Origin of the sequence: Chryseobacterium sp. c4a, from assembly GCF_009900745.1 — a bacterium.
Taxonomy (GTDB): Bacteria; Bacteroidota; Bacteroidia; order Flavobacteriales; family Weeksellaceae; genus Chryseobacterium.
Genome location: NZ_WXVU01000007.1, coordinates 183,338 through 209,694 on the forward strand (window position 1 = coordinate 183,338; position 26,357 = coordinate 209,694).

Here is a 26,357-nt window from a genome sequence, read left to right on the forward strand (position 1 = left end):
AATCATTCTGTTTCGGTTATTTGAAATAGTTTTATATTGATCTTAAAATCTTTATGTTGTAAGTTTAAGCTGTCTGCGAAGATATGCTTTTTTGCATCAAAAGTAAAATCGATCTTTTCCTTGTTATTTTTAGTGTAAATGATCTGTTTCAGCAAATTATTTTCTTTGTTGAAGAACAAATAATAGCTTTTATCGTCAATCTTAGAGAGATAGATTTTTGCATTGTCATTCTCAAAGCTTTCGCTCACCGGATATTCTCTTTTTAACAATTGTTGAAAATCATTTTTCAGGAAATTAATGACAATTTTCTTATCCAGATCTGGGAGTACGTAATTGAGTTTAAAATTGTTATCTGAAATTTCAAAATCAATCAATTTATTCCCGAAATCAGAAGTAAGTGCTACACGGTGTGTTGTTTCACTGATCTTTTTGATGATCAGGATTCCGCTTACATGATTTTTATAAATATCCATCTGACATTTATAGACATAATCTTCAGCAGAAGAAAAATAAAGATTTTCAACTGTTTTTTCCTTTGTTGGTACAGGTTTCACTTCTGTAAGCTGGTAGCTTTTACAGGACACCGCCAATACCAGGATCAGGCTATAAAGTAAATTCTGACGCAGGAATCGAAGCATTGATCTTTGTATTTTTGAAAAGAATATTCGTTGTATCTCCAGAAGCTTCCGTCATATTTACCTGAGAAACCGTAGACTGATTTTTAGGGAAGTAAAGTTCAATCTGCTTAATATATTTCAGGAGCTGAGAAGTCTTCGGAACAAATTTAGCAACATTGTAGTTTGCATTTTTAAAATAGGTTACGGTAAACTCCGGATCATTGAACATCGTTCCATTGGAACTTCCTACAATCAGTTTATTGATCTTCTCAAAAGTTTTGCTTTTGGCATCCACGGAAGATTTTTTCCCTTGATCATTGATATAGATTTTATTGCTTTTAAAAACAATACTGTATTGATAAGGCTTCGTGTATTTCCAGCTCAGCATATTAGGGGTCTGTAAAGACATTTTCCCGTAAGTAACAATACTTTTATCCAGGAAATCCATTTTCTTGGTCTGGGTAAAATCACTTTGAAGGGTTTTGATTTCTTTAGTGTCTGCAGAAACCTTAGAAACAAATGCTTTAGCCTCTGCTCCTGACATTGCTGTATTTTGAGCAAAAAAGAAACCGGATATTAATAAAAATGCTCCGAAAGCAATATTTTTAATCATTTTTCTTTGAATTTGTAATTGAATCAACCGTAAAAGTTGAGTACTTTTTATCCACCAAAAATACTAATAAATCTGCCAGTACACGATACGTTTTTTCTGAAGTATCATGAAGGAGAATAATGCTCCCTTTTCTCAGATTTTTAGTCACTCTTTGATAGATTTTCTTTTCATCATCAATAACAGTGTCCAGAGAACGGACATTCCAGCCGATGCTTGTTTTATGAGTTCGTTTTATCGCTTTTGCAATACTGGGATTGGTAACCCCGAAAGGTGGTCTGTATAAATCTGTTTGTATATTCCCGATATGCTTTATGACTTTATCACAATTTTCAATCTCTGCAATCATTTTCGAAGCAGATAAAAAGCCTGTTGAATTGGAATGAGATAAAGTATGATTACCAATGGTATGACCTTCAGCAATAATCCTTTGAAATGTTTCGGGATACTTTTCAATTTGTTTTCCGATACAGAAAAAGGTGGCTTTGATTTGATGTTCTTTTAGTAAGTCTAAAAACTTCGGTGTGAATTCAGTAGGCCCATCATCAAAAGTAAGCGCTACTTCCTTTATTTTTGTTCTTTTATGGGTAATACTGTTGACAAAATATCCAAGTTCAATAGCAAATGATCCCCAGACTACGACTGCAGAAAATGCCAGGAAACAGGCAATATATACCCAAAGGCTTCCATGAAAAGCATAGATAAAAACATTACAGAAGAGATAAAATAGAATGAATGAATAATGTTTCATGATTGGTGTTTTTTTTTATTTCTGATCGACCAATTTCTTACTCTGTAATTACACTGCTATAAGAAATACAAAGGTAGAGATTCTTCCTTCGTCAGAATGACAATCGTAACAATTTTATGTCTATTTGATCTATTTTAGAGTTCTTTTGTCCCTCTGTAAGAGTCTAAACCAATATATTCAAATTATCTATGTTGAGATTTCACGTTTCACTTCTGAACTTTGTTCGCATGCCTTCAGCCTGTGCTCTGAATAAAAGATAGAAGTTTACTGTTTACTTTTTGTAAACTAAGCCTTTTCTAGTAGCACTAAACTATGATCATCACCTGCCAGATGATTATAAAGAAGTACATTTTTTACTCCTTCCTTTTTCACTTTATTAATCATCATAACCTCTGGAATGCTTTGTTCCTTAAGAATATGACATGCTATAAAAGTTGAAAAACCACTCGCTGTGTTGAATTCTCCACTCAAATGTTTGTAATACAACAATGCCGAATCTGGAAACAGATCCATGGTTTTTGTATAATAAACATCAGAATCTGCATCTCCACTGAAGCCTAAAATAAAAGCATCAATATCTTTAGTGGAAAGGTTATTCTTTGCTAAAAACTCCTGAATAAAATCTGAAGTTTCCTCCAGTTCCAATCGATTGCTGATTTTAATGTCAGTAAGTTTTGCGTAAGTATTTTCTGTTTTATCTTTTCCAACAACGAAGAAGCTTGCTCCTTCTCCCCAAATAACACCATTGGTAGTGGAATTCAGGTAATCGACAGGAAGATCTGATTCCTTTTTGATGGTAGTATTCAGACAATAAAGTTCCATAGTTCTGTCAGTCTGTTCATCAGTAGAACCTACCAGAATATTTTCGGCTTCCCCATCTTTAATCTGAAGCTGGGCATCTAGAAATGAAAACTCTAGTGATGAAGAGGTGTTGACATAAGTAAAATTGTAGGAATGGCATTGCAATCCTAGTGCAATTTGCCCTGCAACAGTATTGTGAGTAGACTGAATAAAAAATGTCGGAGTTAAAAACTCCTCATGATTATCAATCACATTTTTTAGAAATTTTTCAGAATCCTGAGAACATCCCATTCCTGTTCCTACAATAATGGCATCAGGTTTTTCAATTCCTGCTTCTTTTAATGCGAAATGTGAAGCTACGGAACTCATCTTTACGGTTTTAGACATTCTTCGGCTCATGGCAGGCGGAATGAATTCTTTGTAATTAGGTTCTATGGCTTTAATGATCTTTGCGGAGTTTTCCGGCTTAAGATGCTGAAGAATATTTTCGTTTAAAGTGTCCTGGGCAGAGATACAAGATGCACTGTTGATGTATACTGCACTCATGATTTTGAGAAGATTAAAGTTGAACAGTTTCCTCCGAATCCAAAAGAATTGGAAAGAACATGATGGATATTTTTCTCTTTCAGTTCAGTAACCGGAGTGAGATCAAACTCTTCCATTTTTGTTTTGAAGTTCAGGTTCGGGAAAATAAGACCCTTTTGCATGGCTAGAATTGAAAATACCGCTTCAATTCCGGCTGCAGCAGCCAATGTATGGCCTGTAAATGCTTTTGTAGAGCTGAATTCAGGAACATTATTTTCTCCAAAAATCCTGATCATGGCAATTCCTTCAGATAAATCATTATTAGGAGTTGCTGTTCCATGAACATTGATATAATCGATGTCTTCTTTTTTCAATCCTGAAATTTTAAGAGCTTGTTGCATGGCTAAGAATGCTCCTTGTCCGTTTTCAGAAGAAGCCGTCTGGTGATGGGCATCATTGGCATTTCCATATCCGGAAAGGTAGGCCAGCACTTGTTTATTTTCTTTGTTAACAACTTCTTCGGATTCTAACACTAAAAAAGCGGCTGCTTCTCCAAGGTTCAATCCTTTTCTGTCATTATCAAAAGGAGTATTGTAAGAATCTGTAAGGATCATCAGAGTATTGAAACCATTCAGGGTAAACTTTGAAAGAGAATCTGTTCCGCCAACGATCACTCGATCCAATACTCCGTTTTTAATGAGTTTAGCGCCCATCATGATGGCATTTGCTGCAGATGAGCAAGCTGTACTGATGGTGGAAACCATGCCTTTTAATCCCAAATAATTAGAAATAGCCAATGAGGAATTTCCAGCGTCATGAGCATCAATATATTTTTGCTTTTCAGGAAAGTCTTCATAAGAATAGAAATATTTTTCGGTAATATCCATTCCTCCTACACTTGTAGAGGAGATAAGTCCGGTTTTGTAACCGTTGATATCTGATATTCCGGCGCTTTCTATAGCTTCTTTAGCAGCGATCATTCCTAATAAGGATGTTCTTGTGACGTTGTTATCTTCATTAAGCTGAAGTTGCTGCACAAGTTCCTCATTAGATAACTTTATTTCACCTGTTTTAATTGTTCCTGCATGACGGGTTTCAAACATTTGGATATCTGAAATACCGTGTTTTCCGGATTGTAATGAAATAAAATTTTCCTCCACATTGTTTCCGATGGAGGAAATGATGCCCATTCCTGTTATGGCAATTTTTTGACTCATGCTATTAAATAATGTAACAATGTATCCATGTAACAGTTTACCAATTGTTTTTACATTGATACACCGTTAAACTATTCTGTTAATTTATTTTGTTCTGTTATCTTCGATGAATTGAGCCATCGTATCGATAGATTGGAAAATTTCCTTTCCTTTTTTAGGATCGGCTAATTTTATTCCATAATCTTTATCCAAAAGAACGATCAATTCAAGAGCATCAATAGAGTCTAGCCCTAATCCGCCCCCGAATAACGGATCCGTATCTTTGATTTCCTCTACAGAAACATCTTCAAGGTTAAGTACTTCGATAATTTTGTGCTTCAATTCAGTTTTTAAGTTTTCCATAATTTAATTAATTTACCAATGTATCTATGTACCAGTTTACCAATAGCTAAAATTGTTACATTTCCACATTGTTGTAGTGTTACATTTTTACAAGGTTAGCAAATATACAAAAGCTTTATAATTTTCATGAAATAATTCCACCCAGCCACACAATACTTTATCAGCTTTTCCGGATTGGAGGATTTGTTCTGAATAATCATTTAAAAATTTTTCATCAAATTCATCCAAAACGAAAAATATATTCTCAGTCTGCATTTTGTGTTTGATACTAATTTCACCTATACAAATGTTAGGTAAGGTATATACAAAGACGGCAGGACTTGGGAAATAGTTCTCCTGGGAATTGATGCTTTCCTGATATTTATAATCGGTATCCAGACTGGATGATTTGTTGGCAAAAACCAGCGCTGTTTTGCTGTGGTTTTCTTCTTTTAAAATCATTTCTGCAGCGAGAAAAGCCAGTTTACTCAGGTTGTCCATTTTATGGAATTTTGGATAACTGAGTTCTAGGTTTTTATAGGCTTCTTTGGCAAACTCCGGAAATGTATTGCTTTCGGTTTCAAAAATAAGGTTTCCATCAACGGTTATCTTTGAATGTTCTATGGTACAGGTTTTCGTTTTCCTCATTAATGGTTTTTCCATTTTTTACAAATATAAAATAATTTGAAATGATAGGAGTCGTCATGATTTGAAGTCGAAATTTTACTTTTTTATTTTTTTTATCCCGTAGTTGTGAAAAAATTGTATATTCGAAATCTAAAAAAACAACAAATGTTTATGAGGAAAAAAATTATTCTCCGGTTGGCTCTGCTTGCAGTGCTGACATTTACTCTAAACTCTTGCCGAACGGAAGATGAAGTGCTTCCCAAAGAAGAACAAACCCAATTCAGGGTTCCTATTGAAATGTTCTTGAAATTTGAAGAAAAAGCTCAATCTGATCCGGAATTCAGAGCGCAGAACAAGCAGGAAACCGAACAGGTGACTCAAAAGAATGGCACTTACAATACTACGATCAATATCCCTCTATCTCCGGTGAGCTATAAAACACCATTCAGAGAAACCATAGAAGCGTTTTTTAAAAATAATGCTGCTTTAGGGCAGGATTTTTATCGTGATTTTGGAAGACCTTTTTATAATGTATCTACCTATACCTATGGAAATAATTCCAAAGCGATTGCTTTTCCTATTCTACAGGGCGATCAGGTAACAGCATTTATTCATGGGATTGTCTCTCCCAACAGAGATTATGTACAGTTTACTGTTGTACAGAATAATGATCCTGTAACATTGGGCGTAATAGCAACGCTTCAGGACGCAGTAGATAATCTATACCCTAAAAACCCTACCCCTATGGGGAAATTTGCTAAAGAGAAATATATACGGGTGAACGATATAGAGGAAATTACCATTATTAAGTTCAATGTTTTCTCCGGCGGTGGCGGCGGTTTTGGCTATCTCTTCCCTGGACGAGACTGGTGGAAAGATGCCCAATGGAAAGAACCTGAAAATATGCATTTTGGCGGCGGTGGAAACGCAATGTCCGGTGATGGTTCTAAACATAAGTTTCCGGATTATCTGGATCCGAAGGATGATCCCTGTAAGAAAACAAAAAGTCTTATGGATGATGTTGCTGTTCAGTTGAAAGTAAAAGATTTGAAAGAGCATGTAGCAAAAGGAACAAGAGGTGGAGAAAAAGGCTGGAAGTTTAATAAAGATGGAAGCCCACCCACACAAACCACTGAAAATAGTGATCATCGTGTTAACTTTGGAGATCCGTCTACTATGAATGGAGGGTATCATAATCACCCAGGAACGGGAGTGAATATATTTTCTTCAGATGATATTTCCACTTTAATAGAAATTGCTAGATATCAGAATATAGGAAATACGGGGAATGCTTATATGGGAGTGGTAGCTCCCGGTGGCATACATTATGTAATGTATTTTGATGGAAGTCATGGGGATTTACCTGCGTATGGGAGTTATAATGATAATCAATTGACCAGTTTGAATGATAAACAATGGGCTGATTATTTAAATATGGTTGGTGATAAAAGTATAACAACAGCTGAAAAACTAGAGCAAGTATTTATGTCTACTTTAAATAAGATGGGGCTAAGAAATAAAGTTATCTTACAAAGAATTGAGGAAAGTAAAGATGGGGTTAAAGTTTCTACAATAAATCAAAATTCTGATGGCATCATTACACCATCTACATGCAAAAATTAAAATAAAATATTATGAAGCAAATTATTTATATACTTATATTATTTACTTTTTCCTGTAAGGCACAGCAGGTGCTTCCCTTAAATACATCTGCCAATAAGGTAGTCCCAAATACTTATTTTAAAGATTTAGATAATGAGTTGAATTATTATACAGGAACATGGAAAGCTACATTTCAGGATAAGACAATTACTCTTCAGATAAAAGAAGAGATAAAGGCATCGATACAGCTTTTTGATAAAAACTTTTACAAAGACCAATTATTTGTTCGATATGAGGTTAAAAAAAGTAACAAGATATTAGAAAGTACATTAAATAAAAATTTCACCAATGATATAGGTCTTTCGGTAAGAAGTGTTTATACTCAAGATAATGGCAATAGTGTAACTTTACTTTTTTCAGGTGGAAATTGTAGTGTAGGAATAGGAACGATCACTTTAAAGAAAATAAGTGGTACCCAATTTTCTTGGGGATATTACCCTGGGACAACGACAACAAATGACATCACTTGTCCACCTGATAAAGACTATACCATCTATCTTCCTGAGACTGAGAATTTGATCTTTACAAAGCAGTAATGAGAAGTGGATGGCTTATAATGATATTATTTGCTGTGTTTTTTTGTAAGGCTCAGCAGGTATTACCTTTAAATACTTATGCTGAAGATATACCCGTTAATTCCTATTTTAAAGATTTAAATAATGAATTAGATGCTTATACTGGAATATGGAACGCTTCGTTTGAAGGTAAAATGATAACCCTTCATATTTCTAAGCAAATAGAAAAACCAGTTAGGCTTTTTGGAAAGAACTTCTATAAAGATCAATTATTTGTCAGATATGAAATTAAAAAAAATGGAATAATATCAGAAAGTACCTTGAATAAAGACTTTACTAACAATTCTAGTCTTTCGATAGAAAGTGTAGTTACTAAAGATAATGATAATAGTATTATATTACTTTTTTCTGGCGGAAATTGTAGTGTAGGAATAGGAACGATCACTTTAAAGAAACTAAGTTCTACACAATTTTCCTGGGGATATTACCCTGGGACAACGACAAGAAATGACATTACTTGTCCTCCGAATAGAGATTATACCATCTATCTTCCGGAGACAGAGAATCTGATCTTTACAAAGCAGTAATGAGAAGTGTCTGGTTTATATTGGTATTATTTGCTGTGTTTTCCTGTAAGGCACAGCAGGTATTGCCTTTGAATACTTCTGCATTTAAATCTCCAACAAATTCATATTTTAAAGATTTAAATAATGAATTAGATTATTATACAGGAGCTTGGGTGGGGCATTTCAATAGCAAAACTATAAAGCTTGTTATTACTAAAGACGTAAAAATCCCGTTTAAAATGTGGAAAAAGGATTTTTATACAGATCGATTATTTGTAAAATATGAAGTAAAGAGAGATAATGTAGTTTTAGAAAGTTCACTCAATAAAGATTTTACAAATGATGTCGGACTTTCTATTGAAGGTTCAAAAACTAAAGATAATGAAGGTGGAATTACTTTAGTTTTTGCTGGCGGCAATTGTAGTGTAGGAATAGGAACGATCACTTTAAAGAAAATAAGTGATACCCAATTTTCCTGGGGATATTACCCTGGGACAACGACAACAAATGACATTACTTGTCCGCCTGATAAAGATTATACAATCTATCTTCCGGAGACAGAGAATTTGATCTTTACAAAGCAGTAATGAGAGATGGATGGATCATATTTGGGTTGTTTGTTGTGTTTTCTTGTAAGGCACAGCAAGTATTGCCTTTGAATACTTCTACTTTTGGAGCAGTTGCAAATTCCTATTTTAAAGATTCAGATAATGTATTAGATTATTATACAGGAACTTGGACAGGATCTTTTCAAGATAAGACTATAATTTTACAGATATCAAAACAAATAAAAATCCCTATAGAAAGATTTAGAAAATCATTCTATAGGGATCAGATATTTGTTAAATATGAAATTAAAAGGAATAATATAATACTAGAAAGTACTGTTAATAAGGATTTTAGTGATGATCTTAAACTTTCTATCGATGGTTCAAAGATTCAAGATAATGGTGACAAAATTACTTTAGTTTTTGCTGGCGGAAATTGTAGTGTAGGAATAGGAACGATCACTTTAAAGAAAATAAGTTCTACTCAATTTTCATGGGGATATTACCCTGGAACGACAACAAGAAATGATAAAGATTGCCCGCCTAACCAGGATTATACAATCTATCTTCCAGAGACAGAGAATCTGATCTTTACAAAGCAGTAATGAGAAATAGATGGGGCATAATATTAATATTTACTGTGTTTTTTGGTAAGGCACAGCAGATATTGCCATTAAATTATTCAGCACTAGGTTCAACACCAAATTCATATTTTAAAGATTCAAATAACGAATTAGATTCTTTTATAGGAAGATGGCAAGGTAATTTTCAAGAAAAAACTATTACGTTACAAATATTTAAGCAAGTAAAAGTTCCAATAGAAAGATTTGGAAAACCGTTTTATAGAGATCAAATTTTTGTAAAATATGTGGTGAAAAAAGGTAATACTATACTAGAAAGTACAATGAATAAAGACTTCACAAATGATATTGGACTTTCCATAAAAGGTTCGAAAATTCAAGATAATAGCATTACACTGGTATTTTCGGGAGGTAATTGTAGCGTAGGAATAGGAATTATAACCCTAAAGATAATTAATACTACCCAATTCTCTTGGGGGTATTATCCTGGGACAACGACAACAAATGATAAAGATTGCCCTCCGAATAGAGATTATACCATCTATCTTCCTGAGACAGAGAATCTGATCTTTACAAAGCAGTAATTCAATGATTTTAAATCTTAATAAGTTAAACAATGGAAAAAAAAATGATTATATTATTTGTACTGTGCTTCTGTTTTTACTGTGCAGGACAAGAAATAAAAATTCCAGATAATTTTATGGAGTCTGCAATTCCTAAAGTAGAATCTAAAGAATGGTATGGTCTCATTAATTCTAAAGATTCTTATGCTGTAAAAAAAGAGAATAATAAATTGGTCGTAGAAAAAAATAGCTTTTATAAAGGGAATTCTGAGTTAGAAATTGAAGATGGAAAATTGATTGGAGAAAATAAAGGAGAATGGGGAGGGGAATTATACTTTCAGCCTAAAAAAGACAAAGAAAAAATTGTAAAAATAAAATTTGGAAATATTGTTGATATTTTCAAATTTCAAAACAAAATTTATTTCACCGAAGGTTTTGGTATTTGGGGAAGTTTATATGAATTAACAAAAGATTCAGTTTTCACCTATAGAAAAATAGAATCTTTTGGAGATGCTTTAGAAGCATTAACTATATTTAATAATATTATTTATATTGTTTCCCATCACGGGTTTTATAAAGTAGTAAATCAAGAAGCGATATCTATTTTTAGAAATCAGTTTTGGAGAGGGCTATACCCAAATTCCGTAGCTGTATTCGATGAAGAGAATATTTTTATTGGTATGCGAAGTGGGATTGCTAAACTCAATATTGTCAAAAAAGAAGTTAGCTTTTATCGGGGAAAAGAACTAGATACTTACTAAACAATAATAAAACCCACCAAATTCTGGTGGGTTTAGTATTTATCCTAGAAATAAAATTAGCATTTTTCCAGCACAATCGCTGCATTACAACCCCCAAACCCCGAAGCTGTTTTCAGAATATATCTGATGTTAGCAGGTTGATTTTCTGTAATAATATTCAACGGTTGGGAAACTCCCATTTCTTCAAAATTCTTAGAAGGGAGCAAAGTGTTTTGAAGGGCACTTTCCATAGAAATAATACTTTCCAGTAATCCGGAAGCACCTAAGCAATGTCCATAATAGCCTTTCATGCTGTTCAGAGGAACGTTTTGGAGTTCCACTCTGCTGAAGGCAATGCTTTCCATTTCATCATTGTATAATGTTGCTGTTCCGTGTGCAGAGATAAAATCGATTTGTTCTGCGGACACGTTGGCTTCTTTCATTGCATTGCAGATGCTTCCATATAAACCGTCTCCTGTTCTGGATGGGCCTGAAATATGATTCGCATCGTTGATCGCAGAATCTCCCAATACTTTAAATCTCCATTTTTCATTTTCAGAAGGCTCTGAGGTGATATAAACTGCGGCTGCAGCTTCACCAATATTAATTCCGTTCCGATTTTTATCATAGGGCTTGCAAGGCTCTGATCCAATGGCTTGAAATGAATTGAATCCTGAAATTACAAATTCTGAAATTTCATCTCCAGCGATCACAAAGGCATCTTTATACTTTCCTGCCTGAATCATATTCTTGGCAACAGCAATAGCCATAACTCCTGAAACACAAGCATTAGAAACTACAATAGGTTTGTTTTTAAATCCAAAAAAATCAGCAATTTTCTGAGCTAATTGTGATAGGTAAACACCTTCAGGCAGTTGCTCCTGATTTTTTAATAAACTTATATTTCCCTTTGTTGTAGAGAGAATGAAAGCTGTTTCTTCGGTGATATCATGCTTTTCGATCAAAGGTTTTAAGCTTAAAAGCAGCATTTTTTCCAATCTGGTGAATTCCTGATGAGTATTTTGAACAAAAACGTTATCAAATTCTCCATTCAACGTTTCAGAATTGATCCCGGATGCATAAAAAGCGTCCTGGCTTTCTATAATTTTATGTAAAGCAACTCCTGATTTCCCAGCGAGAAGTGCATTCCAATTAGAATCCACGTTAAAACCCAGTGGAGTTATGCAATTATAGTCTGTGATATAAATTTCCTTCTTCATGATAGTCCCATTTTATCTTTCCAGGTTTGAAAAAACTCCGGATTGTATAAACACAAACTTCCGGTACTGTCCAGAAATACCTGTATCGTTTCTCCGCTGCATACTAATTGATCTTCCTTATTGAAAAGTTCATATTTATAGATAAGCTTAGCAGAAACAGAATTGACGAAAGTGGTGACAATTCTGAATGTTTCTCCATATTTTAAAGGAAGAAAGTGTTCACAGGTACTTTTTACAATAGGTGTTACATAGCCTGCATTCTGAATATCAAGATAAGTAAGACCATGCTGACGGCCGAAAGCTTCTCTTCCGTCTTCAAAATAGACAATGTAATGACCATGCCAGACAATTCCTAAAGGATCTGTCTCGTTGAATCGTACTCTTACTTCTTCAGTACAGGTTAATATATTTTCGTTAGGCTGCATGTTTTTCTTCCTGAGTTTTGTTTTTATAAATGTCTGAAACTACCTGACAATATTAGTAATAAAATAGATTAAATATTATGAAGCTTCCTTTCGTAGAAAATAGAGATTGATACAGTAACGATGTAAAATAAAAACAGGAATACCAGTTCTTTAGCAATACCACCGATTCCACTGTTTCTTAAAATAATATCATAATATGCATTCAAACCCCAGTTCATAGGAGAGAATTTGGCTACTGTCTGCATGAATTCAGGCATTAAGAACACCGGAACCCAGATTCCTCCAATGGCGGCTAATACTACAACAGATGTTGCTCCAAAAGGGGCCGATTGTTCTTGTGTATCTGCAATAGTTCCCAGCAATACTCCAAAGCCAATAGCAGCAAGTCCAGCAAATAAGGTTACCGTAACAAGCTGGAACATCTTTCCGGATACATCAAATGCCGGAAGATCCATATAAGGGAAAAGATAAATACCCACAGCCACCATCAGCAAAAACTGAATAAGACAGATAATAAGATAAGTAAATGTTTTTCCTAAGATATGAACGAAGTATGGAGTAGGGCTTATTCTTGCTCTTACGCTTGTACCTTGGCTTTTTTCTTTTACGAGGTTGATGGATAAAGGAACTACGATGAAAAAGATGGCAAAAAGAGTCCAAGCGGGAACATTGTGCTGAACAGAATTCGGCATAATGTCCATTTCTCCTTTCTTAGGAGTAATTTCCTTGAAACTGATGAGGTTTTTATTCTCTTCAAGATTTTCGGTTGTTCCCAGCTGATCCTGAAATGCTTTGTAGATTTTTTTATTTTCGATCTCAAAAACCATTTTGTTTACAGAATTCATCACAGAATTTTTAAACCCTGCGTTGGTGGCCGGATCAAAATACAAATGAATTTCTTTGGCTTTCGGTGTTTCTATTTTCGTTTTTGCAGAATCACCTTCCAGTCCAAACGAACTTACAATCGCCTGAACTTTGGAATCAATATTGGAATTTAAATCTTTCGTAAGATCTTTAGGGATGACAATGGCCATCTGATAATCTCCAGAAAATACAGCATCCTGCGCTGATTTTTCATTGAAATTGGTGAGCAGCTGGAAGGTTTTACTATTTTCCAGTTCACCTTTTATATTTTTAGAAACTTCAGATTGATCATTATCAATAAAAATAATCGGGATCTTTGAACCTTCAAGGTTTTTAAAGGTAGAATCCTGAATCAGGGTAATGGTTACAATTAAAAGCAACGGCATTACGAAAATAATGACAATACCTCCGAGATCTCTTTTCAGCAGAAGAATTTCCTTAATAAAGCTTCTCCACAGTTTATACAACAACATCTCTTAATTCTTTTCCGGTTAATGAAATGAAAACATCTTCAAGGTTTTCTGCATGGGCAATCTGGGAAATAAGCTCTTCAGGTGTTCCCACAGCGTGAATTCTTCCTTTATCAATAATCGCAATCTTGGTACAGAATTCTTCTGCTTCAGAAAGGTGGTGGGAAGTATAGATGATGCATGTTCCGCTTTTATTCAGTTCTAAAAGAAAATCGATGATTACTTTTTTGGATTGTACATCTACACCTACAGTAGGTTCGTCTAAAAATAAAACTTTTGGATTGTGAAGGGTTCCTGCGATCAGGTTACAACGGCGTTTCATTCCTCCGGAAAACTGGCCTACCTGCTTATTGGCAAATTTTGAAAGTCCCATGATTTCCAGAGAGTCATCAATAGCCTTGGTAAGTTGTTTATGCTTTAAACCATACAAGCTTCCGAAGAACATCAGATTTTCTTTGGCTGTAAGAGTAGGATAAAGAGCATATTCCTGTGGAACAATTCCCATGATCTCTCTGATCTTGAAATTGTCTTTTTGTGGAGATAATCCGTTAATCGTAAATTGTCCTGAAGTAGGTTTAATCAAACCTGAAAGCATGGAAATCAAAGTTGTTTTTCCTGCTCCGTTGGGCCCAAGAATTCCATAGATCTCGTTTTTGTCGATATTCAAAGAGATATCATTGACGGAAAATTCATCGGAGTTTTTATATTTTTTATAGAGATTTTTGATCTCAATCATATTCTCTGCCATATCAGATCGCTTTTCTCAGTTTTTTATAGAAAGCTTCTTCTAAATCTGCAATATGAAGCATTGTTTTTGATAAGGTATTGTAGATATCACTCTTAGCATTTCTATTTTTATAAACTCTGGCAATATCCACGGCAAAGTCTCTCCAAAGGTCGCCAATAGAGGTGATTTCTTTTGAAAGCTCTTTTAATTCATCATTTTTAAGGATAACTGCCGCTTCCTGGAGGAATGCTCCATAAATAAACCTGAAGCCGCCACCACCGGTTCCAATTTCTTCCTGCATTCTGATCAGTTGCCCCAGATAATGATTGGTTACCTTTGTTCCTTTTTTTTCTGCCCATTTTGGGATACTCTTGGCTACCCATCTCATTGCTTTTACCCCAATGAGCGGTACCGGAGCCAGCATATTTTTGCAGGTATCCTTGATTCCTTTTTTTATAGCCTCTTCCAGATGAACATTTTCAGGAATATAAATAGGGTAGTACATATGGCCTTTGGGAGGAAGTGCTCCTTTGGCATATCTTACTTTTTCCAGTTCCGCTTCTGTAAGAGTGGTTGTGTAATCCATTACGGGATCACTGATCAGAAATTTTCCGTCTTCTTTACCATATACGACAAGGTTATGAGCATTGAAATGGAATTTATATTCTTCCGGAAAGTAAGTAAGATTGAAAACCCCTACCTGAAGTCCTGTAGGAATATTTTGCTCTAAGTTTCTTTCCAGGGCTTTTTGAGCTTCTTGTGGATTTGAGAATTTTTCTCTTTTGATTTTAATTCCTAATCTTTTAGCTGCCTTACTGAAAATAGCTCCCGGCATCGGACGATAGCTAAAGCCCGGTGCAAAGTTTACCTTTAAAAAGGGAAGGTAGACAAAAAATAATCCTGAACCGATTCCGAAGATCATAGGCTCACTTAGTTTGAGTCCTCTGTTAAGCAGTAGATTGGAAGCAACACCGTTTTCGCAATGCGCAGTCTGATGGTGTTCGAAGTTTAATTTCATTTGCAGTTTATATCTTTTTCATGGGTAAATAAAATGGAACGTATTCCTTATTTATTTCCCGTCGAAGTTTTTAAGTTCATTCACTGAAATTCCGAATGCATCAGCATATTTTTTCAGTGCCGTTTCGCTTAGTGTTTTAAATACTTTGGGTTTAAAATGTCTTTTTACCCTCCATTGCCACATTCCTACATAAGAAGCAAGCACTCCTAAGTCCATTTTATTGAACTCCATAAAATAAACGATGGGACTTACGATATTATTGGCAACATTTTGTTTGGCTTCTTCAATTCTCTCATAAATCAGTTCCATAGATTCATCCAAAGCTGCTTTTTTTGCATCCCATCCTGTACTGTTAGCCGTTGTATAATTATCATTTTCATCCGTTACATAAAGGACTTCTGTCATGTTGGCGGATTTCAGATTACTTTCGTCTTGAGGTAGGTCTTGTTTTTTCATCTGAAGAATGTTTAATTTTTAAAATTTCAGATAAAATAAATTTCATCTGCTTTTGATTCTTTTAATCAGGTGGCTAAAATAGTGAAAATACATAATATGAAAATTTTATACCATATGATCGCAATATTGTTGTGAAATAAAGGTTGAATCTGAGTTTTTATGAATATTTAAATGAAACTCGGCGTGTTATCTTTCCCCTTTTGAGTAGTGTTTAAATTGATTTTCGGCTGTGAGATTTTGAGTTATATATCACAAAAGATCTTTATTTTTCTTAGTTCTTGAATAATGCTGTTTAACTAATGGGATGTAATGAAATCTTAAGAAGTACTGTTAATACTTATAATAGGGAAAGCTGTAACAAGTTCCCCTTATGATAAGACTAATGGATTTGAAATTTGGATAGAAAAATAACTATTAAATAACAACTATGAAAAAGTTTTTTATTTCTGTTTCGGTTTTCTGTATGCTTAATGCAATGGCTCAGAAATTCGATACTCAAAAACTGACGGATGCTCAGGGTTATACTTATGAAACGGTAAAAAACGACCAGGCAGGAGTAAGGGTATATACCCTGAAAAATGGATTAAAGGTCTATTTAGCAAGAAATGAAGATGCTCCAAGAATCCAGACTTATATTCCTGTAAGGACGGGATCTAATAATGACCCAAGTGATAATACGGGACTTGCTCACTATTTGGAGCACATGGTATTCAAGGGAACTTCACATTTAGGAACTCAGGATTGGACGAAGGAAAAGGCTTTGTTACAACAGATTTCTGACCTTTATGAACAGCATAAGGCAGAAAAAGATCCTACAAAGAAAAAGGAACTTTACAAAAAAATTGATGAGGTGTCCCAAGAGGCATCAAAATATGCAATTGCCAATGAATATGATAAAGCGATTTCTTCATTGGGAGCTACAGGAACCAATGCTCATACATGGCTGGATGAAACAGTTTATAAAAACAATATCCCATCCAATGAACTGGAAAAATGGTTAAAAGTTGAAAAAGAACGTTTCTCTGAATTGGTACTTCGTCTTTTCCACACAGAATTGGAAGCTGTTTATGAAGAATACAACAGAGCACAGGATAACGACGGTCGTTTGGTAAATTATGCTTTAATGGAAGCTCTTTTCCCAAAACACCCGAACGGACAGCAAACAACAATTGGTACTTCAGAACACTTGAAGAGCCCATCAATGGTGGCAATTCATAAGTATTTTGATACCTATTATGTGCCTAATAATATGGCTGTAGTATTGGTGGGAGATATCGATTATGATAAAACTATAAAGTTAGTTGATCAGTATTTCGGAGCCTTTAAGTATAAAGAACTTCCGATGAAGAAGATGGTAACAGAAGAGCCAATGACTCAGATTGTTTCCAGAACAGTAAAAAGTCCGTCTACTCCAAGAATGACTATGGCATGGAGAACAGATTCTTACGGAAGCCAGGAAGCTAGATTGGCAGATGTAGTGGCTGAAATTTTAAGCAACAGAGGAGATGCGGGATTAATTGACCTTAATATCAATCAAAAACAAAAAACTTTAGGTGCTGGAGCGTATGAGTCACCCTTCAAAATGTATGGAACATTTGCGCTTGTAGCAACACCTAAAGAAGGCCAAAGCTTTGATGATGCTAAAAAACTATTATTAGATCAGCTTGATCTTGTTAAAAAAGGACAATTCCCAGATTGGATGCTAAAGGCTATCATCAATGATAAAAAGGTTCAGCGTATGAAAGGTTGGGAAACTGCTGATGGTTTAGCTACTGAACTGTATGATTCTTATATCAAAGGAAGAACCTGGCAGCAGGAACTGGATGAGATCAACCAATATGAAAAGATTACCAAAGCTGATGTCGTGAAGTTTGCGAATGATTTCTTTAAGGATAATTACGTTGTCGTTTACAAAGAAAAAGGAGTAAATGATAAACTTGTAAGAGTAGAAAATCCTGGAATTACTCCTATTAAACTAAACAAAGAAGCACAATCTCCATTCCTTAAAGATATTTTAAATACAAAGGTAACAGAGATCAAGCCTGAATTTGTTGATTATAAAACAGCGATTCAGACTTCACAGGTAAAAGACAAGACGGTAAGTTTTGTGAAAAATAAATCTAACGAAATTGCTCAGGTAAGTTATATTTTCCCTTTCGGAACGGATAACGATAAAGAACTTTCTTTAGCTGGAACGGTATTCGAATATCTTGGAACAGATAAATATACTCCAGAACAACTGAAAGAAGAGTTTTATAAATTAGGAATTACTTATAATTTTAGAACGTCTAATGATCAGATTGTTGTGACTTTATCAGGTCTTGAAAGCAATATGAAGAAAGGGGTAGAGCTAATGAATCACTGGATGACCAATGTAAAGGCTGATAAAGCGATTTACAACCAGACTGTGAAAACAATCCTTGAGACAAGAGAAACTGCGAAGAAAGATAAGGTAAGAATTATGAACGCGCTTTCCAATTATGCAAAATATGGAAAGGATTCTAGAATGACAGATGTTATTCCTAAAGCTCGTCTTGAAAGCATTGATGCTGCAGAATTGATGAAGAAAATAAAAACACTAAATCAATCTCCTTATCAGGTATTCCTTTATGGACAAAACCAAACAGGGTTGGAGAGTGCTGTAAAACCTTATATCACGACTACAAGCCTGCAGCCTGCAAAAGCTAAAGAATATGCAGAGCCAGCTACATCAGGAAAAGTTTATTTTGCAAACTATGACATGGTACAAATGGAAATGGCCAAAGTAGCAAAAGCAAATCCTGTAAATCTTAGCAACTTCGGAAAGGTAAATGTTTTCAATGAGTATTTCGGAAGAGGGCTATCATCTATTGTTTTCCAGGAGATCAGAGAAAGTAAGTCATTAGCATATTCAGCTTATGTTTCTTATGCAAATGCATCAGAGAAAGGTCATGCAAATTATATCACGAATTATATAGGAACTCAGGCTAATAAACTTCCTTTGGCAGTAAATGCTATGAATGAATTAATGGTAGAGTTGCCACAGATTCCTGCACAGTTTGAAAATGCAAGAGGCTCAGCATTGAAACAAATCGCCTCTAACAGAATCAACAGAACGAATATCTTCTTCAGTCAGTTGGCGCTTAAAAAACTAGGTGTCGACTATGATCTTAGAAAAGATACCTATGCTGAGATTCAGGGATTGACACTGCCTCAGTTATCAGGTTTCTATAATACAGAGATCAAACCAGTACAATACAATACCGCGATTATCGGTAAGAAAGAAAATCTAAATATGGAATCTATCAACAAGATGGGTGAGTTCCAGGAGGTATCTCTTGAAGAGATCTTCGGATACTAATATTTTAGTTTTAATAATAGGTAAAGTGGAGCAGAAATGTTCCACTTTTTTGTTTAAATAGTGGCATTTGCTTGATAGTGAGTGTTCCACGGATTTTAAAATGTTTCACGTGAAATATGATGTTGTTTAAACACAAATGTTACCAATAATTCCACAAATGATAACAATGATTTTTAGAATTTTTAAAGGATTATTTTTTAACGCAAGAGCTCGCAAAAGAATTATCTATTGTAGGGATTTTTTGATCACAAAGGCGTTTCATTTAGCAAAGGAATAACTTTGATAAATATATATGTTATTTAATTCAATAGAGGTGGGCTTTAGCCCGCCTAAATAAATCATGAAATTCATTTGGCTTTAGCCGAAACTTAATAATGAATACAGCAATTTTCCATGAAAAAATAACAACATCCAATCTATGCAATTATCAAAAAACAAAAAAGCTGCACAAAATGTACAGCTTTTATAGTCTTTTTTCTTTCTTTTTTACGATTTTACCTCCTGAATAAACAGGTTAATCTCTGCTCTGATCAACAATTCGTCATTGTTGAACGTTTCGCAGAAAATGTGGCAGATATTTTCAAACTGAGAAATCAGTGATGCTTTTGAAATGATCTTGTCATTTACTTTTGGAAGTCCGAAGATCTCAATCTTTTTGATATTGGTGATAAAACCTATCACTTTGGTATCCGCTTCCGGATTTTCAAAAAAGCTTTGTCCAAGGATGGATGAGCAGGTTTGGGCCAGGTTTTCGATTAAGCCGGCTTCAGCCAGTTCATTGTTATGAACAAAGATATTGTCTTCTTTTATTTCAAAGGAAGTCACAACTTTTTCTTTGGTCAGCTCTAGGATATAGTCTGCCATTAACATCGGTTCGCGATGAGGTAAAAAGTTATGTATATTGATGATATTTTCTTCCCTGATTTCCATTAAAAGTTATTTTACGGCAGTTTTCATTTGAGATTTTGCGATTACTTCACCATTTAATTTGGTGATAATATCTACCAACGTTACTCCCATTACTTCATTGAGAATGGCAACCTCTGATAACAGCTGATCACCAATTTTAGGCAATACTTCTGCTTCAAATGATTTGATGGCTCCAATATATCCTGTTGGTGCATCTTTTCCAAGCAAATAATATTTGTATCCTGTATGAAGGGCTACACTTTGTGCCTGATGTTCGATGAGTCCTGATGCCTGAAAAAATCCATCCTGAATGAAAAGATTATCTTCTTTTATTTCAAATCCGGAGATAAGATGATTTTCAGAATATTCAGAAAGTTCGTGTACCATAATAAACGGTGCACGCTGTGGGATAAGGCTTTGTACAAAATCTTTATCGGATGTGGGCAGTCTGTTTTCCATTAGCAAACTGTTAATAAAGAACAAGAATAGGCAAACCTTCCACTTTCAGGAACACAAAGAAGTACTTTTTCTCCCTTCTTCAATGTTCCGGAGTTCATCAGCTCCTCTAATGCGATGAAAATAGATCCGGCACCGATATTTCCGACATCAGAAAGATTGTAGAACCATTTTTCGGCAGGGAAGTCCATTCCTTTTTTAGCAAACTCCTCTTTTAATCCATCTTTGAAGTACCCTGAAGAGATATGAGCCAATACATGGTCAATTTTTTCAGGATCTAAATGATGTTTATCAAAAGAAGCTCTTAGGCTTTCTGCCCCTTTTACAAGAATGTATTTATCAAGGATTTTAGTGTCTTGTTTAATGGCAAAAATAGATTGCTTCAACCATTCATCAGATGGATAATCTGCCCATGACTTTAAGCTTCCGTCTTCCTGCTTGTCACATCCTGCATACATACATGCTTCGATTTCGTGAGCATAAGAATAGAAATCGATAAATTCTACTCTTAAAGAAATTCCGTTCTCTCTAGGTTTATTTTCCAACAAGAAAGCACCCGCTCCATCAGAAAGCATCCATCTTAGGAATTCTCTTTTGAAAGCAATGATTGGTCTTTCTTCTAATAATTTTAAATTTTCAGCTTCATGGTTGAATTTATCTGCCGTCATCCACGCAGACATTCTTTCAGATCCTGCACATACGGCAGTTTCCTGTACTCCGGCTCTTACGGAAAGAAATCCATAGTTAAGGGCATTCATCCCAGAGTTACAAAGTCCGGTTGCAGTATTGATCTCAATAGATTTTCCAATATTTAGTTCACCATGAACCATAGAAGCATGAGAAGGTTGAATCTGATCTGGTGAAGTAGTTCCTACGGATAATAACTTCATATCTTCTTTTTTGAAATTTTCATCAAAAAGTCCTTCAATCGCCTTTGCGGTAAGTTGTGCATTGGAATGCGTAGGGTTTCCTTCTTTATCTAAAGCGTAATATCGAGTTGTGATTTTATTATTTCTTAAAATAAGTGATCTGGCTTTAGAAGGTGCGTCATTGATAAGCCCAAGATATGTCTCCATTTCCTCATTAGATACCGGTTCATTGGGTAAATATTTTGAAGCTTTTGTTATAAATACGTCGTACATTCTATTTTATATTAATTCCTTGTAAATATTGTTTTTGTTTTTGTCTTTTAAACCAAAATATAGGGGTTGTAAGCAGGTGTAATACCAAAACGATAGGTGAGATGATCCATATCGCTGCCATCAAATATACCTTAAAGAATTTTATCAGCAATGGGCGTTTCTCTTTTTTCTTGATAATCAGATTAGACCATACTGTAAAAATCTTGTTCCCTACCTTTTCTACACGCACTAAAAACGGACGAATTTCAATGGCTCCATTTTTTACAAGATCCGGTTGTAAATTTTCCAGATCATTGCTTTTAAAATGTCTTTCAATAATCTCGCCATATTTTACGGAACCTATAATTTCGTCATCAGAAATTCCCGCTGCCGGAAGCACTCCTGATTTTTCTTTCTGGCCCGTGGTCAGCCAACGAAGAATGGTCAGAACACTGGTATAATTATCATGTCTGTCTACCAATGCAATGTTCCCTACAAGTTGGGCTTTTAAATCTCTTAGATATATTTTCAGCTTTTCCTGAGAAAGCATCCACATATTTCGAGTTCCGGAAATCGTAACTACAGGAGTGTCTTGTAAGATGCGTTCTGCATAGCCACTCTTCAAAAATGAAATGATCGGGATAGAGGGTGTGAGATACCATACCTGATATCCGAACAAAATAAGATCATATTTTTTGTCCAGTATTTTATCTGAAGGAGGTACGATTTCTTTTGGAATTTGTAAGTAAGATTCAGGAAAAGTATTGAAAAAGACATCACCTGGCCAAGGAAAAGGAAAATCTTCCTTTAGCTGAATATTATAATAGGTGATATCATATTCTTCCTTTTGAGCTTCAAAAGGCTTGGCAATATTTCTCACAATATCCTCCAACTGGCCGGTTTGAGAATAATATATGACAAGTATATTTTTTTTCATGGAATCTTTTTAGTGTTTACAAAAGTATGTTTTTCATATTTATTATTTAGTTTTAAATACTTTTAAGGAATCAGAACTAAATTTTAATGTATAATTTTCATTTTTTATTACTGTATTTGTGGTATTGATGAAAATGATCGTTTCAGGAAGTATCTGAACTTCGTTGAGATCAAACTGATCATCTGAAACCAGAAGTACATCAATATTTTTATTCACTTCAGACAGTTCTTTTATATAGTTTATCTTTCTTCTTTTCACTAGATAATTATGGGCTGCGGTTGCTCTTTTTTCTTCATTCTTTATCCATGAAAAAATTCTTCTGCTGGCTTGATAAAGGGTAAGTAAAACATCTTTTTGCCCAAAATCATCAGCAATATGAAGGATATTAGCATCAGCATCAATATGTTTATTCAGTTCAAAGTAGGTCAGCTTACTGGTATTGAAATCTTTCTTTACTGCTGCCACCACTTCAGCGTCTTTATATAAATAGCTTAAGAATAATTGTTTTTTAAAATAATTTTCATCCTCAATTTCTTCCCTTAGTTTGGCAAATTCTTCTCTGTAGTAAGCATTGATCTTTTTTGTTCTTTCAGAATAGTTTTTACCGAAACTGAGATCATCTTTACTAATCCTATCACCTACTTTTACAATAATGCTGCCATCGTAGATAATGAAGTCTCCTTTCGGAAGCACTTCGGAATTTCCATGGATATAGAGTGGGAGTACATCCAGCTCAAATTGTTCCGCAATATAGAACGCTCCCTTATGAAATCTTTTCACATCGTTGGTATAAGAACGTTCTGCTTCAGGGAAAACAACAAGGGAATATCCCTGAGCAATTTTTTCCTTCAATTGATCCATTCCATTTTCAATACCCTGAGAAACCGGATAGAAGCCTAATGCTCTTACCAGTTTTCCGAAAACCGGAGATTTATAAACCCAATCATTTACCAAATAAATGATTTTGTGAGTGGCCATTGCAATAGCTAATGTATCCAGGAAAGAGGTATGGTTAGCAATAATAACTGCTGGTTTGCTGAAATCCTCATTTGAATTTTTAATGACCTTCTTCTTTACAAATGGATTCGAATAAAGAACAGAAGTTAAAAACTTAGCTAAAATAAGTTTGATAATATTCAGCGTTTTACCCTTTGAATTTTTTACAAAGAAACTTCCCAAAGCTGAAAAAATCATCCCTCCGAGTCCGTAATACAAAAAGCAGAATACTGAAACGACAAACAACCTGAATGTAATAGGTGAAAGACCTTTTTTCGCTCGGTTGGTAATCAGCAATCTGAACCAGAACGGATATAAAGTAGAAGTAATAATAATCACTGAAAACATTCCTATCAAAGCAACCAGAGCCAATGAATGTAAGGCCGGATGTTTAGCAAAGATCAGAGATCCGATGGATAGGATGGTGGTAAATACAGCTAGAATAATTGAAGTTCTATAGGTGGGAAGCTCATTTTTTCCTGTAGTATGTTCCTTTTGCATAGCTTGGGTAAGGAAAATACTGAAGTCATCTCCAACTCCAAAGACTAGAGTACAAACTACAGTACTGAAAATATTTAATTCCAGCCCTAAAAAATAAAGAATTCCCGCTGTTACCACTCCCGTCAGAACAATAGGGAACATGGTCAAAACGGTCAGTTCAAAATTTCTAAAGAAAACAATAATCGTTAAGATGATAGCCAGCAGAGAATAATTAATCAATGTGTTGAAGTCTCTTTTTAATAAACCTAAAAAGTTTTCATTCATCTGTTGGCGGTCAATAGCAATAGCATCATGTTTCTTTTCAATATCCTTGATAAAGGTGTCTCTTTTATTTTCGTCAACTTTTACAACATTGGAAACCGTATAAAAGTCTTTTTCATGGCTCATGAATTCTGAAATTTGGAGAGCCTTCACCTTTTCATAATCCCTGATCGTTAAGGTAGAATAGTTCTTATTTAAGATCTCATTGAAGTTGTCAAAAGCCGAATTGTTGAATCCGAATTTGTTTCCGTTGCTGATGAGTTCAGAGATGGTTTGGTTCTTCTTAGTATCATTCCAGAATGTCTTCCATTCGTTAATTTTCTTTTGTTGGTCTTTTTCAGATAAAACAATACTTCCAATAGAATTATAGCTAAGAATTTTTCCTTCTTTCTTTTCTTGTTCAAGGAAGGTGTTCAGCTGAGAGTTTCTGGCAAGAGCTTGTTCTTCAGAGTTTCCGTAAGAAATAGTATAAATAGATTTGGAAGTAATATCCGAAAGTTTCTGCAGTTTAGCCTCACTGATCTTCATTTCCTTCGGAATATAGTTAAGGTCACCAATATCTTCATTAAAACCTACATGTCTGAACCCAAATAAACATGCCAAAATAATGACAGAACATCCGATAATCAAAGGTTTATTTTTCTCGTACGGATAAGAGCCGATTTTATCAATGAAGTTGGTGTTGTGCTTTTCTTCGGAATGCTTAGGCTTATACAGTTGAGGAACGATAATTAATGCTGTAATGGAAGATAAAATAACAGTAATCGCAGCAAATAGTCCCAGATCTTTTAACGCTTCAGAACGTACAAATACCAGGCATAAAAAGGAAACTGCAGTAGTGGCACTACTTAATACAATAGGCTGGGTGATTTCTTTGTAAAGCTCTTCAATATTGTTATTATGCTTATAATGAGTGAGGATATGTAAGGCATAATCTATGGTAATTCCGATAAGAATAGCTCCTACACTTAATGAAATGGCGGAAATTTTATCCTTAATAAAATATAAAACGAGTAGTGCCAGTAAAACAGAGAATACTGTAGGAAGAAAGACAATAATCGGGGTAAAAAAGTTTTTGAAATAATAAATCAGTAGCACCAAAAGTACCGTCATAGAAATCACAACTGTATTCTGGATATCTTTTTTGATCTGTTTGGCATTGGCAACAGCAATTACCGGAGATCCGAAATAGCTGATTTCAGTTTTTCCTTTGAACTGCTTATTCAGTTTGTCTTTTATCTGATCTAGCTGATCAACGAAAATTTCATTAGCTTTTGTATCATTACTTTTATTTTTAGGATCAATGAACAACAGCAGATTTTTTCCATCTTTGGTCACAATATAACTGTCTTCAAGCTTAAAATCTTTGCTGATGTTTAAAGCATTTAATTTTTTGATACCTAAAAAAGTAAGTCCAAGAGGATCTTTTTTGATAAACTCTTTGGTCACAAGACTGGTAGGAGAGACTAATGAGATATAGTTATTCTCTACCTGTTGGGCAATACTGTCTTTCTGAAGTTTCCCCTGAATCTCTTTATAATCATTTTCATTCAGGAATAATGGGAGATTTTGGCTGACGAAATCAAATGTTTCAGAGATTTCATTATCATTCACTTTTCCTTGAACAGAACCAATATATTTTTGAAGAGGTTCTATTTTCTGTAGAAAAGTATCTGCCGTTTCAGAAAGCTGAAAGCTGTCTTCATTCGATTTATTTTCTATGATAACGATGATCTTATCCGAAAAATTAAGCTGTTTAAGCACCTTTGCCGTAAGATCAGACTTTTCATTTTTAGGGATAATCTGATTGATGTCTTCTTCAAAATTAATCTTTGAAGCAAAGAATAGACATAAGGCTGCAATTCCTAAAGCTGTAAAAACAGAAAGGATTTTATTCCTGGAAATCAGATAGTATAAAAATATAAAAAAGCGATGCATTGCATTTGTATCAAGTCTGCAAATTTAAATTTTTAAGAATTACATCAAAATAGTTGGGGGATAAGTTTTGGCTG

General features: G+C 34.6%; 26 protein-coding genes. 8 read left to right on the forward strand and 18 right to left on the reverse strand.

The window, feature by feature from the left end; genetic code table 11:
* Positions 1-2: 2 nt before the first annotated feature.
* From GTR01_RS11830 to GTR01_RS11860, 7 genes are all read right to left on the reverse strand, one after another.
* A complete protein-coding gene (locus GTR01_RS11830; RefSeq protein WP_160138044.1) occupies positions 3-638 on the reverse strand; it encodes a hypothetical protein in 636 nt (211 codons plus the stop codon).
* Positions 604-1,230 (reverse strand): LolA family protein, encoded by a 627-nt coding sequence (locus GTR01_RS11835; RefSeq protein WP_160138045.1) that lies wholly within the window; start codon positions 1,228-1,230, stop codon positions 604-606. Before GTR01_RS11835 ends, GTR01_RS11830 begins: the two co-directional genes overlap by 35 nt.
* Entirely contained in the window at positions 1,223-1,978 is a 756-nt protein-coding gene (locus GTR01_RS11840) for a polysaccharide deacetylase family protein (RefSeq protein ID WP_160138046.1), read from the reverse strand. Before GTR01_RS11840 ends, GTR01_RS11835 begins: the two co-directional genes overlap by 8 nt.
* Before the next feature lie 285 nt (positions 1,979-2,263).
* Positions 2,264-3,325: a beta-ketoacyl synthase N-terminal-like domain-containing protein gene (locus GTR01_RS11845; RefSeq protein WP_160138047.1), complete on the reverse strand. Its 1,062-nt coding sequence runs from the start codon at positions 3,323-3,325 to the stop codon at positions 2,264-2,266.
* Positions 3,322-4,521: a beta-ketoacyl-[acyl-carrier-protein] synthase family protein gene (locus GTR01_RS11850; RefSeq protein WP_160138048.1), complete on the reverse strand. Its 1,200-nt coding sequence runs from the start codon at positions 4,519-4,521 to the stop codon at positions 3,322-3,324. Before GTR01_RS11850 ends, GTR01_RS11845 begins: the two co-directional genes overlap by 4 nt.
* Positions 4,522-4,605: 84 nt before the next feature.
* A complete protein-coding gene (locus GTR01_RS11855) occupies positions 4,606-4,863 on the reverse strand; it encodes a phosphopantetheine-binding protein (RefSeq protein ID WP_034727005.1) in 258 nt (85 codons plus the stop codon).
* An 87-nt stretch (positions 4,864-4,950) separates the two neighbouring features.
* On the reverse strand, positions 4,951-5,505 hold the full coding sequence (locus GTR01_RS11860) for a 3-oxoacyl-ACP synthase (protein ID WP_228452223.1): 555 nt from the start codon (positions 5,503-5,505) through the stop codon (positions 4,951-4,953).
* Positions 5,506-5,640: 135 nt separating this feature from the next.
* Here GTR01_RS11860 and GTR01_RS11865 point away from each other — a divergent pair, with 135 nt between their 5' ends.
* The 7 genes from GTR01_RS11865 to GTR01_RS11895 are packed head-to-tail and all read left to right on the forward strand — an operon-like array spanning position 5,641 to position 10,665.
* Complete coding sequence (locus GTR01_RS11865) at positions 5,641-7,092, forward strand: hypothetical protein (RefSeq protein WP_160138049.1); 1,452 nt, start codon at positions 5,641-5,643, stop codon at positions 7,090-7,092.
* 11 nt (positions 7,093-7,103) lie between these two features.
* Positions 7,104-7,667, forward strand: a complete 564-nt coding sequence (locus GTR01_RS11870; protein WP_160138050.1) for a DUF6705 family protein — start codon at positions 7,104-7,106, stop codon at positions 7,665-7,667.
* Positions 7,667-8,233 (forward strand): DUF6705 family protein, encoded by a 567-nt coding sequence (locus GTR01_RS11875; protein ID WP_160138051.1) that lies wholly within the window; start codon positions 7,667-7,669, stop codon positions 8,231-8,233. The genes GTR01_RS11870 and GTR01_RS11875 overlap by 1 nt, the downstream gene beginning before the upstream one ends.
* Positions 8,233-8,799, forward strand: coding sequence for a DUF6705 family protein (locus tag GTR01_RS11880; RefSeq protein WP_160138052.1), 567 nt, complete (start codon positions 8,233-8,235; stop codon positions 8,797-8,799). The genes GTR01_RS11875 and GTR01_RS11880 overlap by 1 nt, the downstream gene beginning before the upstream one ends.
* Positions 8,799-9,365, forward strand: coding sequence for a DUF6705 family protein (locus tag GTR01_RS11885; RefSeq protein WP_160138053.1), 567 nt, complete (start codon positions 8,799-8,801; stop codon positions 9,363-9,365). Before GTR01_RS11880 ends, GTR01_RS11885 begins: the two co-directional genes overlap by 1 nt.
* Positions 9,365-9,925: a DUF6705 family protein gene (locus tag GTR01_RS11890; protein ID WP_160138054.1), complete on the forward strand. Its 561-nt coding sequence runs from the start codon at positions 9,365-9,367 to the stop codon at positions 9,923-9,925. The genes GTR01_RS11885 and GTR01_RS11890 overlap by 1 nt, the downstream gene beginning before the upstream one ends.
* Positions 9,926-9,957: 32 nt before the next feature.
* Positions 9,958-10,665 carry a hypothetical protein gene (locus GTR01_RS11895; RefSeq protein WP_160138055.1) on the forward strand — a complete coding sequence of 236 codons (708 nt, stop codon included), beginning with the start codon at positions 9,958-9,960 and terminating at the stop codon, positions 10,663-10,665.
* A gap of 56 nt (positions 10,666-10,721) precedes the next feature.
* Here GTR01_RS11895 and GTR01_RS11900 read toward each other — a convergent pair whose 3' ends face one another.
* The 6 genes from GTR01_RS11900 to GTR01_RS11925 all read right to left on the reverse strand — a co-directional run bounded on the left by GTR01_RS11900 (position 10,722) and on the right by GTR01_RS11925 (position 15,824).
* Positions 10,722-11,864 (reverse strand): beta-ketoacyl synthase N-terminal-like domain-containing protein, encoded by a 1,143-nt coding sequence (locus GTR01_RS11900; RefSeq protein WP_160138056.1) that lies wholly within the window; start codon positions 11,862-11,864, stop codon positions 10,722-10,724.
* Positions 11,861-12,289 carry an acyl-CoA thioesterase gene (locus tag GTR01_RS11905; protein WP_160138057.1) on the reverse strand — a complete coding sequence of 143 codons (429 nt, stop codon included), beginning with the start codon at positions 12,287-12,289 and terminating at the stop codon, positions 11,861-11,863. Before GTR01_RS11905 ends, GTR01_RS11900 begins: the two co-directional genes overlap by 4 nt.
* A gap of 68 nt (positions 12,290-12,357) precedes the next feature.
* Positions 12,358-13,626, reverse strand: a complete 1,269-nt coding sequence (locus GTR01_RS11910) for an ABC transporter permease (RefSeq protein WP_160138058.1) — start codon at positions 13,624-13,626, stop codon at positions 12,358-12,360.
* Positions 13,613-14,371, reverse strand: a complete 759-nt coding sequence (locus GTR01_RS11915) for an ABC transporter ATP-binding protein (protein WP_160138059.1) — start codon at positions 14,369-14,371, stop codon at positions 13,613-13,615. The genes GTR01_RS11910 and GTR01_RS11915 overlap by 14 nt, the downstream gene beginning before the upstream one ends.
* A 1-nt stretch (position 14,372) precedes the next feature.
* Complete coding sequence (locus GTR01_RS11920) at positions 14,373-15,368, reverse strand: BtrH N-terminal domain-containing protein (protein WP_160138060.1); 996 nt, start codon at positions 15,366-15,368, stop codon at positions 14,373-14,375.
* A gap of 51 nt (positions 15,369-15,419) precedes the next feature.
* A complete protein-coding gene (locus GTR01_RS11925) occupies positions 15,420-15,824 on the reverse strand; it encodes a hypothetical protein (RefSeq protein ID WP_160138061.1) in 405 nt (134 codons plus the stop codon).
* 427 nt (positions 15,825-16,251) lie between these two features.
* Between GTR01_RS11925 and GTR01_RS11930 the strand changes: the two genes are divergently transcribed.
* Complete coding sequence (locus GTR01_RS11930) at positions 16,252-19,164, forward strand: M16 family metallopeptidase (protein WP_160138062.1); 2,913 nt, start codon at positions 16,252-16,254, stop codon at positions 19,162-19,164.
* 486 nt (positions 19,165-19,650) lie between these two features.
* Here GTR01_RS11930 and GTR01_RS11935 read toward each other — a convergent pair whose 3' ends face one another.
* The 5 genes from GTR01_RS11935 to GTR01_RS11955 are packed head-to-tail and all read right to left on the reverse strand — an operon-like array spanning position 19,651 to position 26,283.
* The gene (locus tag GTR01_RS11935) at positions 19,651-20,094 is read right to left on the reverse strand and encodes an ABC transporter permease (protein ID WP_089739202.1); all 444 of its coding nucleotides are present in this window, start codon (positions 20,092-20,094) and stop codon (positions 19,651-19,653) included.
* 6 nt (positions 20,095-20,100) lie between these two features.
* On the reverse strand, positions 20,101-20,532 hold the full coding sequence (locus GTR01_RS11940; protein ID WP_160138063.1) for a hypothetical protein: 432 nt from the start codon (positions 20,530-20,532) through the stop codon (positions 20,101-20,103).
* Complete coding sequence (locus GTR01_RS11945) at positions 20,532-21,671, reverse strand: beta-ketoacyl-ACP synthase III (RefSeq protein WP_160138064.1); 1,140 nt, start codon at positions 21,669-21,671, stop codon at positions 20,532-20,534. The genes GTR01_RS11940 and GTR01_RS11945 overlap by 1 nt, the downstream gene beginning before the upstream one ends.
* A 1-nt stretch (position 21,672) precedes the next feature.
* Entirely contained in the window at positions 21,673-22,587 is a 915-nt protein-coding gene (locus tag GTR01_RS11950) for a dialkylrecorsinol condensing enzyme DarA (protein ID WP_160138065.1), read from the reverse strand.
* Between the two features lie 42 nt (positions 22,588-22,629).
* On the reverse strand, positions 22,630-26,283 hold the full coding sequence (locus GTR01_RS11955; protein WP_160138066.1) for an MMPL family transporter: 3,654 nt from the start codon (positions 26,281-26,283) through the stop codon (positions 22,630-22,632).
* Positions 26,284-26,357: the final 74 nt, after the last annotated feature.

Bases quoted from the DNA above. Each gene is read 5' to 3' on its own strand.
- GTR01_RS11830 (WP_160138044.1), bottom strand. From the start codon at position 638: ATGCTTCGATTCCTGCGTCAGAATTTACTTTATAGCCTGATCCTGGTA.
- GTR01_RS11835 (WP_160138045.1), bottom strand. From the start codon at position 1,230: ATGATTAAAAATATTGCTTTCGGAGCATTTTTATTAATATCCGGTTTC.
- GTR01_RS11840 (WP_160138046.1), bottom strand. From the start codon at position 1,978: ATGAAACATTATTCATTCATTCTATTTTATCTCTTCTGTAATGTTTTT.
- GTR01_RS11845 (WP_160138047.1), bottom strand. From the start codon at position 3,325: ATGAGTGCAGTATACATCAACAGTGCATCTTGTATCTCTGCCCAGGAC.
- GTR01_RS11850 (WP_160138048.1), bottom strand. From the start codon at position 4,521: ATGAGTCAAAAAATTGCCATAACAGGAATGGGCATCATTTCCTCCATC.
- GTR01_RS11855 (WP_034727005.1), bottom strand. From the start codon at position 4,863: ATGGAAAACTTAAAAACTGAATTGAAGCACAAAATTATCGAAGTACTT.
- GTR01_RS11860 (WP_228452223.1), bottom strand. From the start codon at position 5,505: ATGGAAAAACCATTAATGAGGAAAACGAAAACCTGTACCATAGAACAT.
- GTR01_RS11865 (WP_160138049.1), top strand. From the start codon at position 5,641: ATGAGGAAAAAAATTATTCTCCGGTTGGCTCTGCTTGCAGTGCTGACA.
- GTR01_RS11870 (WP_160138050.1), top strand. From the start codon at position 7,104: ATGAAGCAAATTATTTATATACTTATATTATTTACTTTTTCCTGTAAG.
- GTR01_RS11875 (WP_160138051.1), top strand. From the start codon at position 7,667: ATGAGAAGTGGATGGCTTATAATGATATTATTTGCTGTGTTTTTTTGT.
- GTR01_RS11880 (WP_160138052.1), top strand. From the start codon at position 8,233: ATGAGAAGTGTCTGGTTTATATTGGTATTATTTGCTGTGTTTTCCTGT.
- GTR01_RS11885 (WP_160138053.1), top strand. From the start codon at position 8,799: ATGAGAGATGGATGGATCATATTTGGGTTGTTTGTTGTGTTTTCTTGT.
- GTR01_RS11890 (WP_160138054.1), top strand. From the start codon at position 9,365: ATGAGAAATAGATGGGGCATAATATTAATATTTACTGTGTTTTTTGGT.
- GTR01_RS11895 (WP_160138055.1), top strand. From the start codon at position 9,958: ATGGAAAAAAAAATGATTATATTATTTGTACTGTGCTTCTGTTTTTAC.
- GTR01_RS11900 (WP_160138056.1), bottom strand. From the start codon at position 11,864: ATGAAGAAGGAAATTTATATCACAGACTATAATTGCATAACTCCACTG.
- GTR01_RS11905 (WP_160138057.1), bottom strand. From the start codon at position 12,289: ATGCAGCCTAACGAAAATATATTAACCTGTACTGAAGAAGTAAGAGTA.
- GTR01_RS11910 (WP_160138058.1), bottom strand. From the start codon at position 13,626: ATGTTGTTGTATAAACTGTGGAGAAGCTTTATTAAGGAAATTCTTCTG.
- GTR01_RS11915 (WP_160138059.1), bottom strand. From the start codon at position 14,371: ATGGCAGAGAATATGATTGAGATCAAAAATCTCTATAAAAAATATAAA.
- GTR01_RS11920 (WP_160138060.1), bottom strand. From the start codon at position 15,368: ATGAAATTAAACTTCGAACACCATCAGACTGCGCATTGCGAAAACGGT.
- GTR01_RS11925 (WP_160138061.1), bottom strand. From the start codon at position 15,824: ATGAAAAAACAAGACCTACCTCAAGACGAAAGTAATCTGAAATCCGCC.
- GTR01_RS11930 (WP_160138062.1), top strand. From the start codon at position 16,252: ATGAAAAAGTTTTTTATTTCTGTTTCGGTTTTCTGTATGCTTAATGCA.
- GTR01_RS11935 (WP_089739202.1), bottom strand. From the start codon at position 20,094: ATGGAAATCAGGGAAGAAAATATCATCAATATACATAACTTTTTACCT.
- GTR01_RS11940 (WP_160138063.1), bottom strand. From the start codon at position 20,532: ATGGAAAACAGACTGCCCACATCCGATAAAGATTTTGTACAAAGCCTT.
- GTR01_RS11945 (WP_160138064.1), bottom strand. From the start codon at position 21,671: ATGTACGACGTATTTATAACAAAAGCTTCAAAATATTTACCCAATGAA.
- GTR01_RS11950 (WP_160138065.1), bottom strand. From the start codon at position 22,587: ATGAAAAAAAATATACTTGTCATATATTATTCTCAAACCGGCCAGTTG.
- GTR01_RS11955 (WP_160138066.1), bottom strand. From the start codon at position 26,283: ATGCATCGCTTTTTTATATTTTTATACTATCTGATTTCCAGGAATAAA.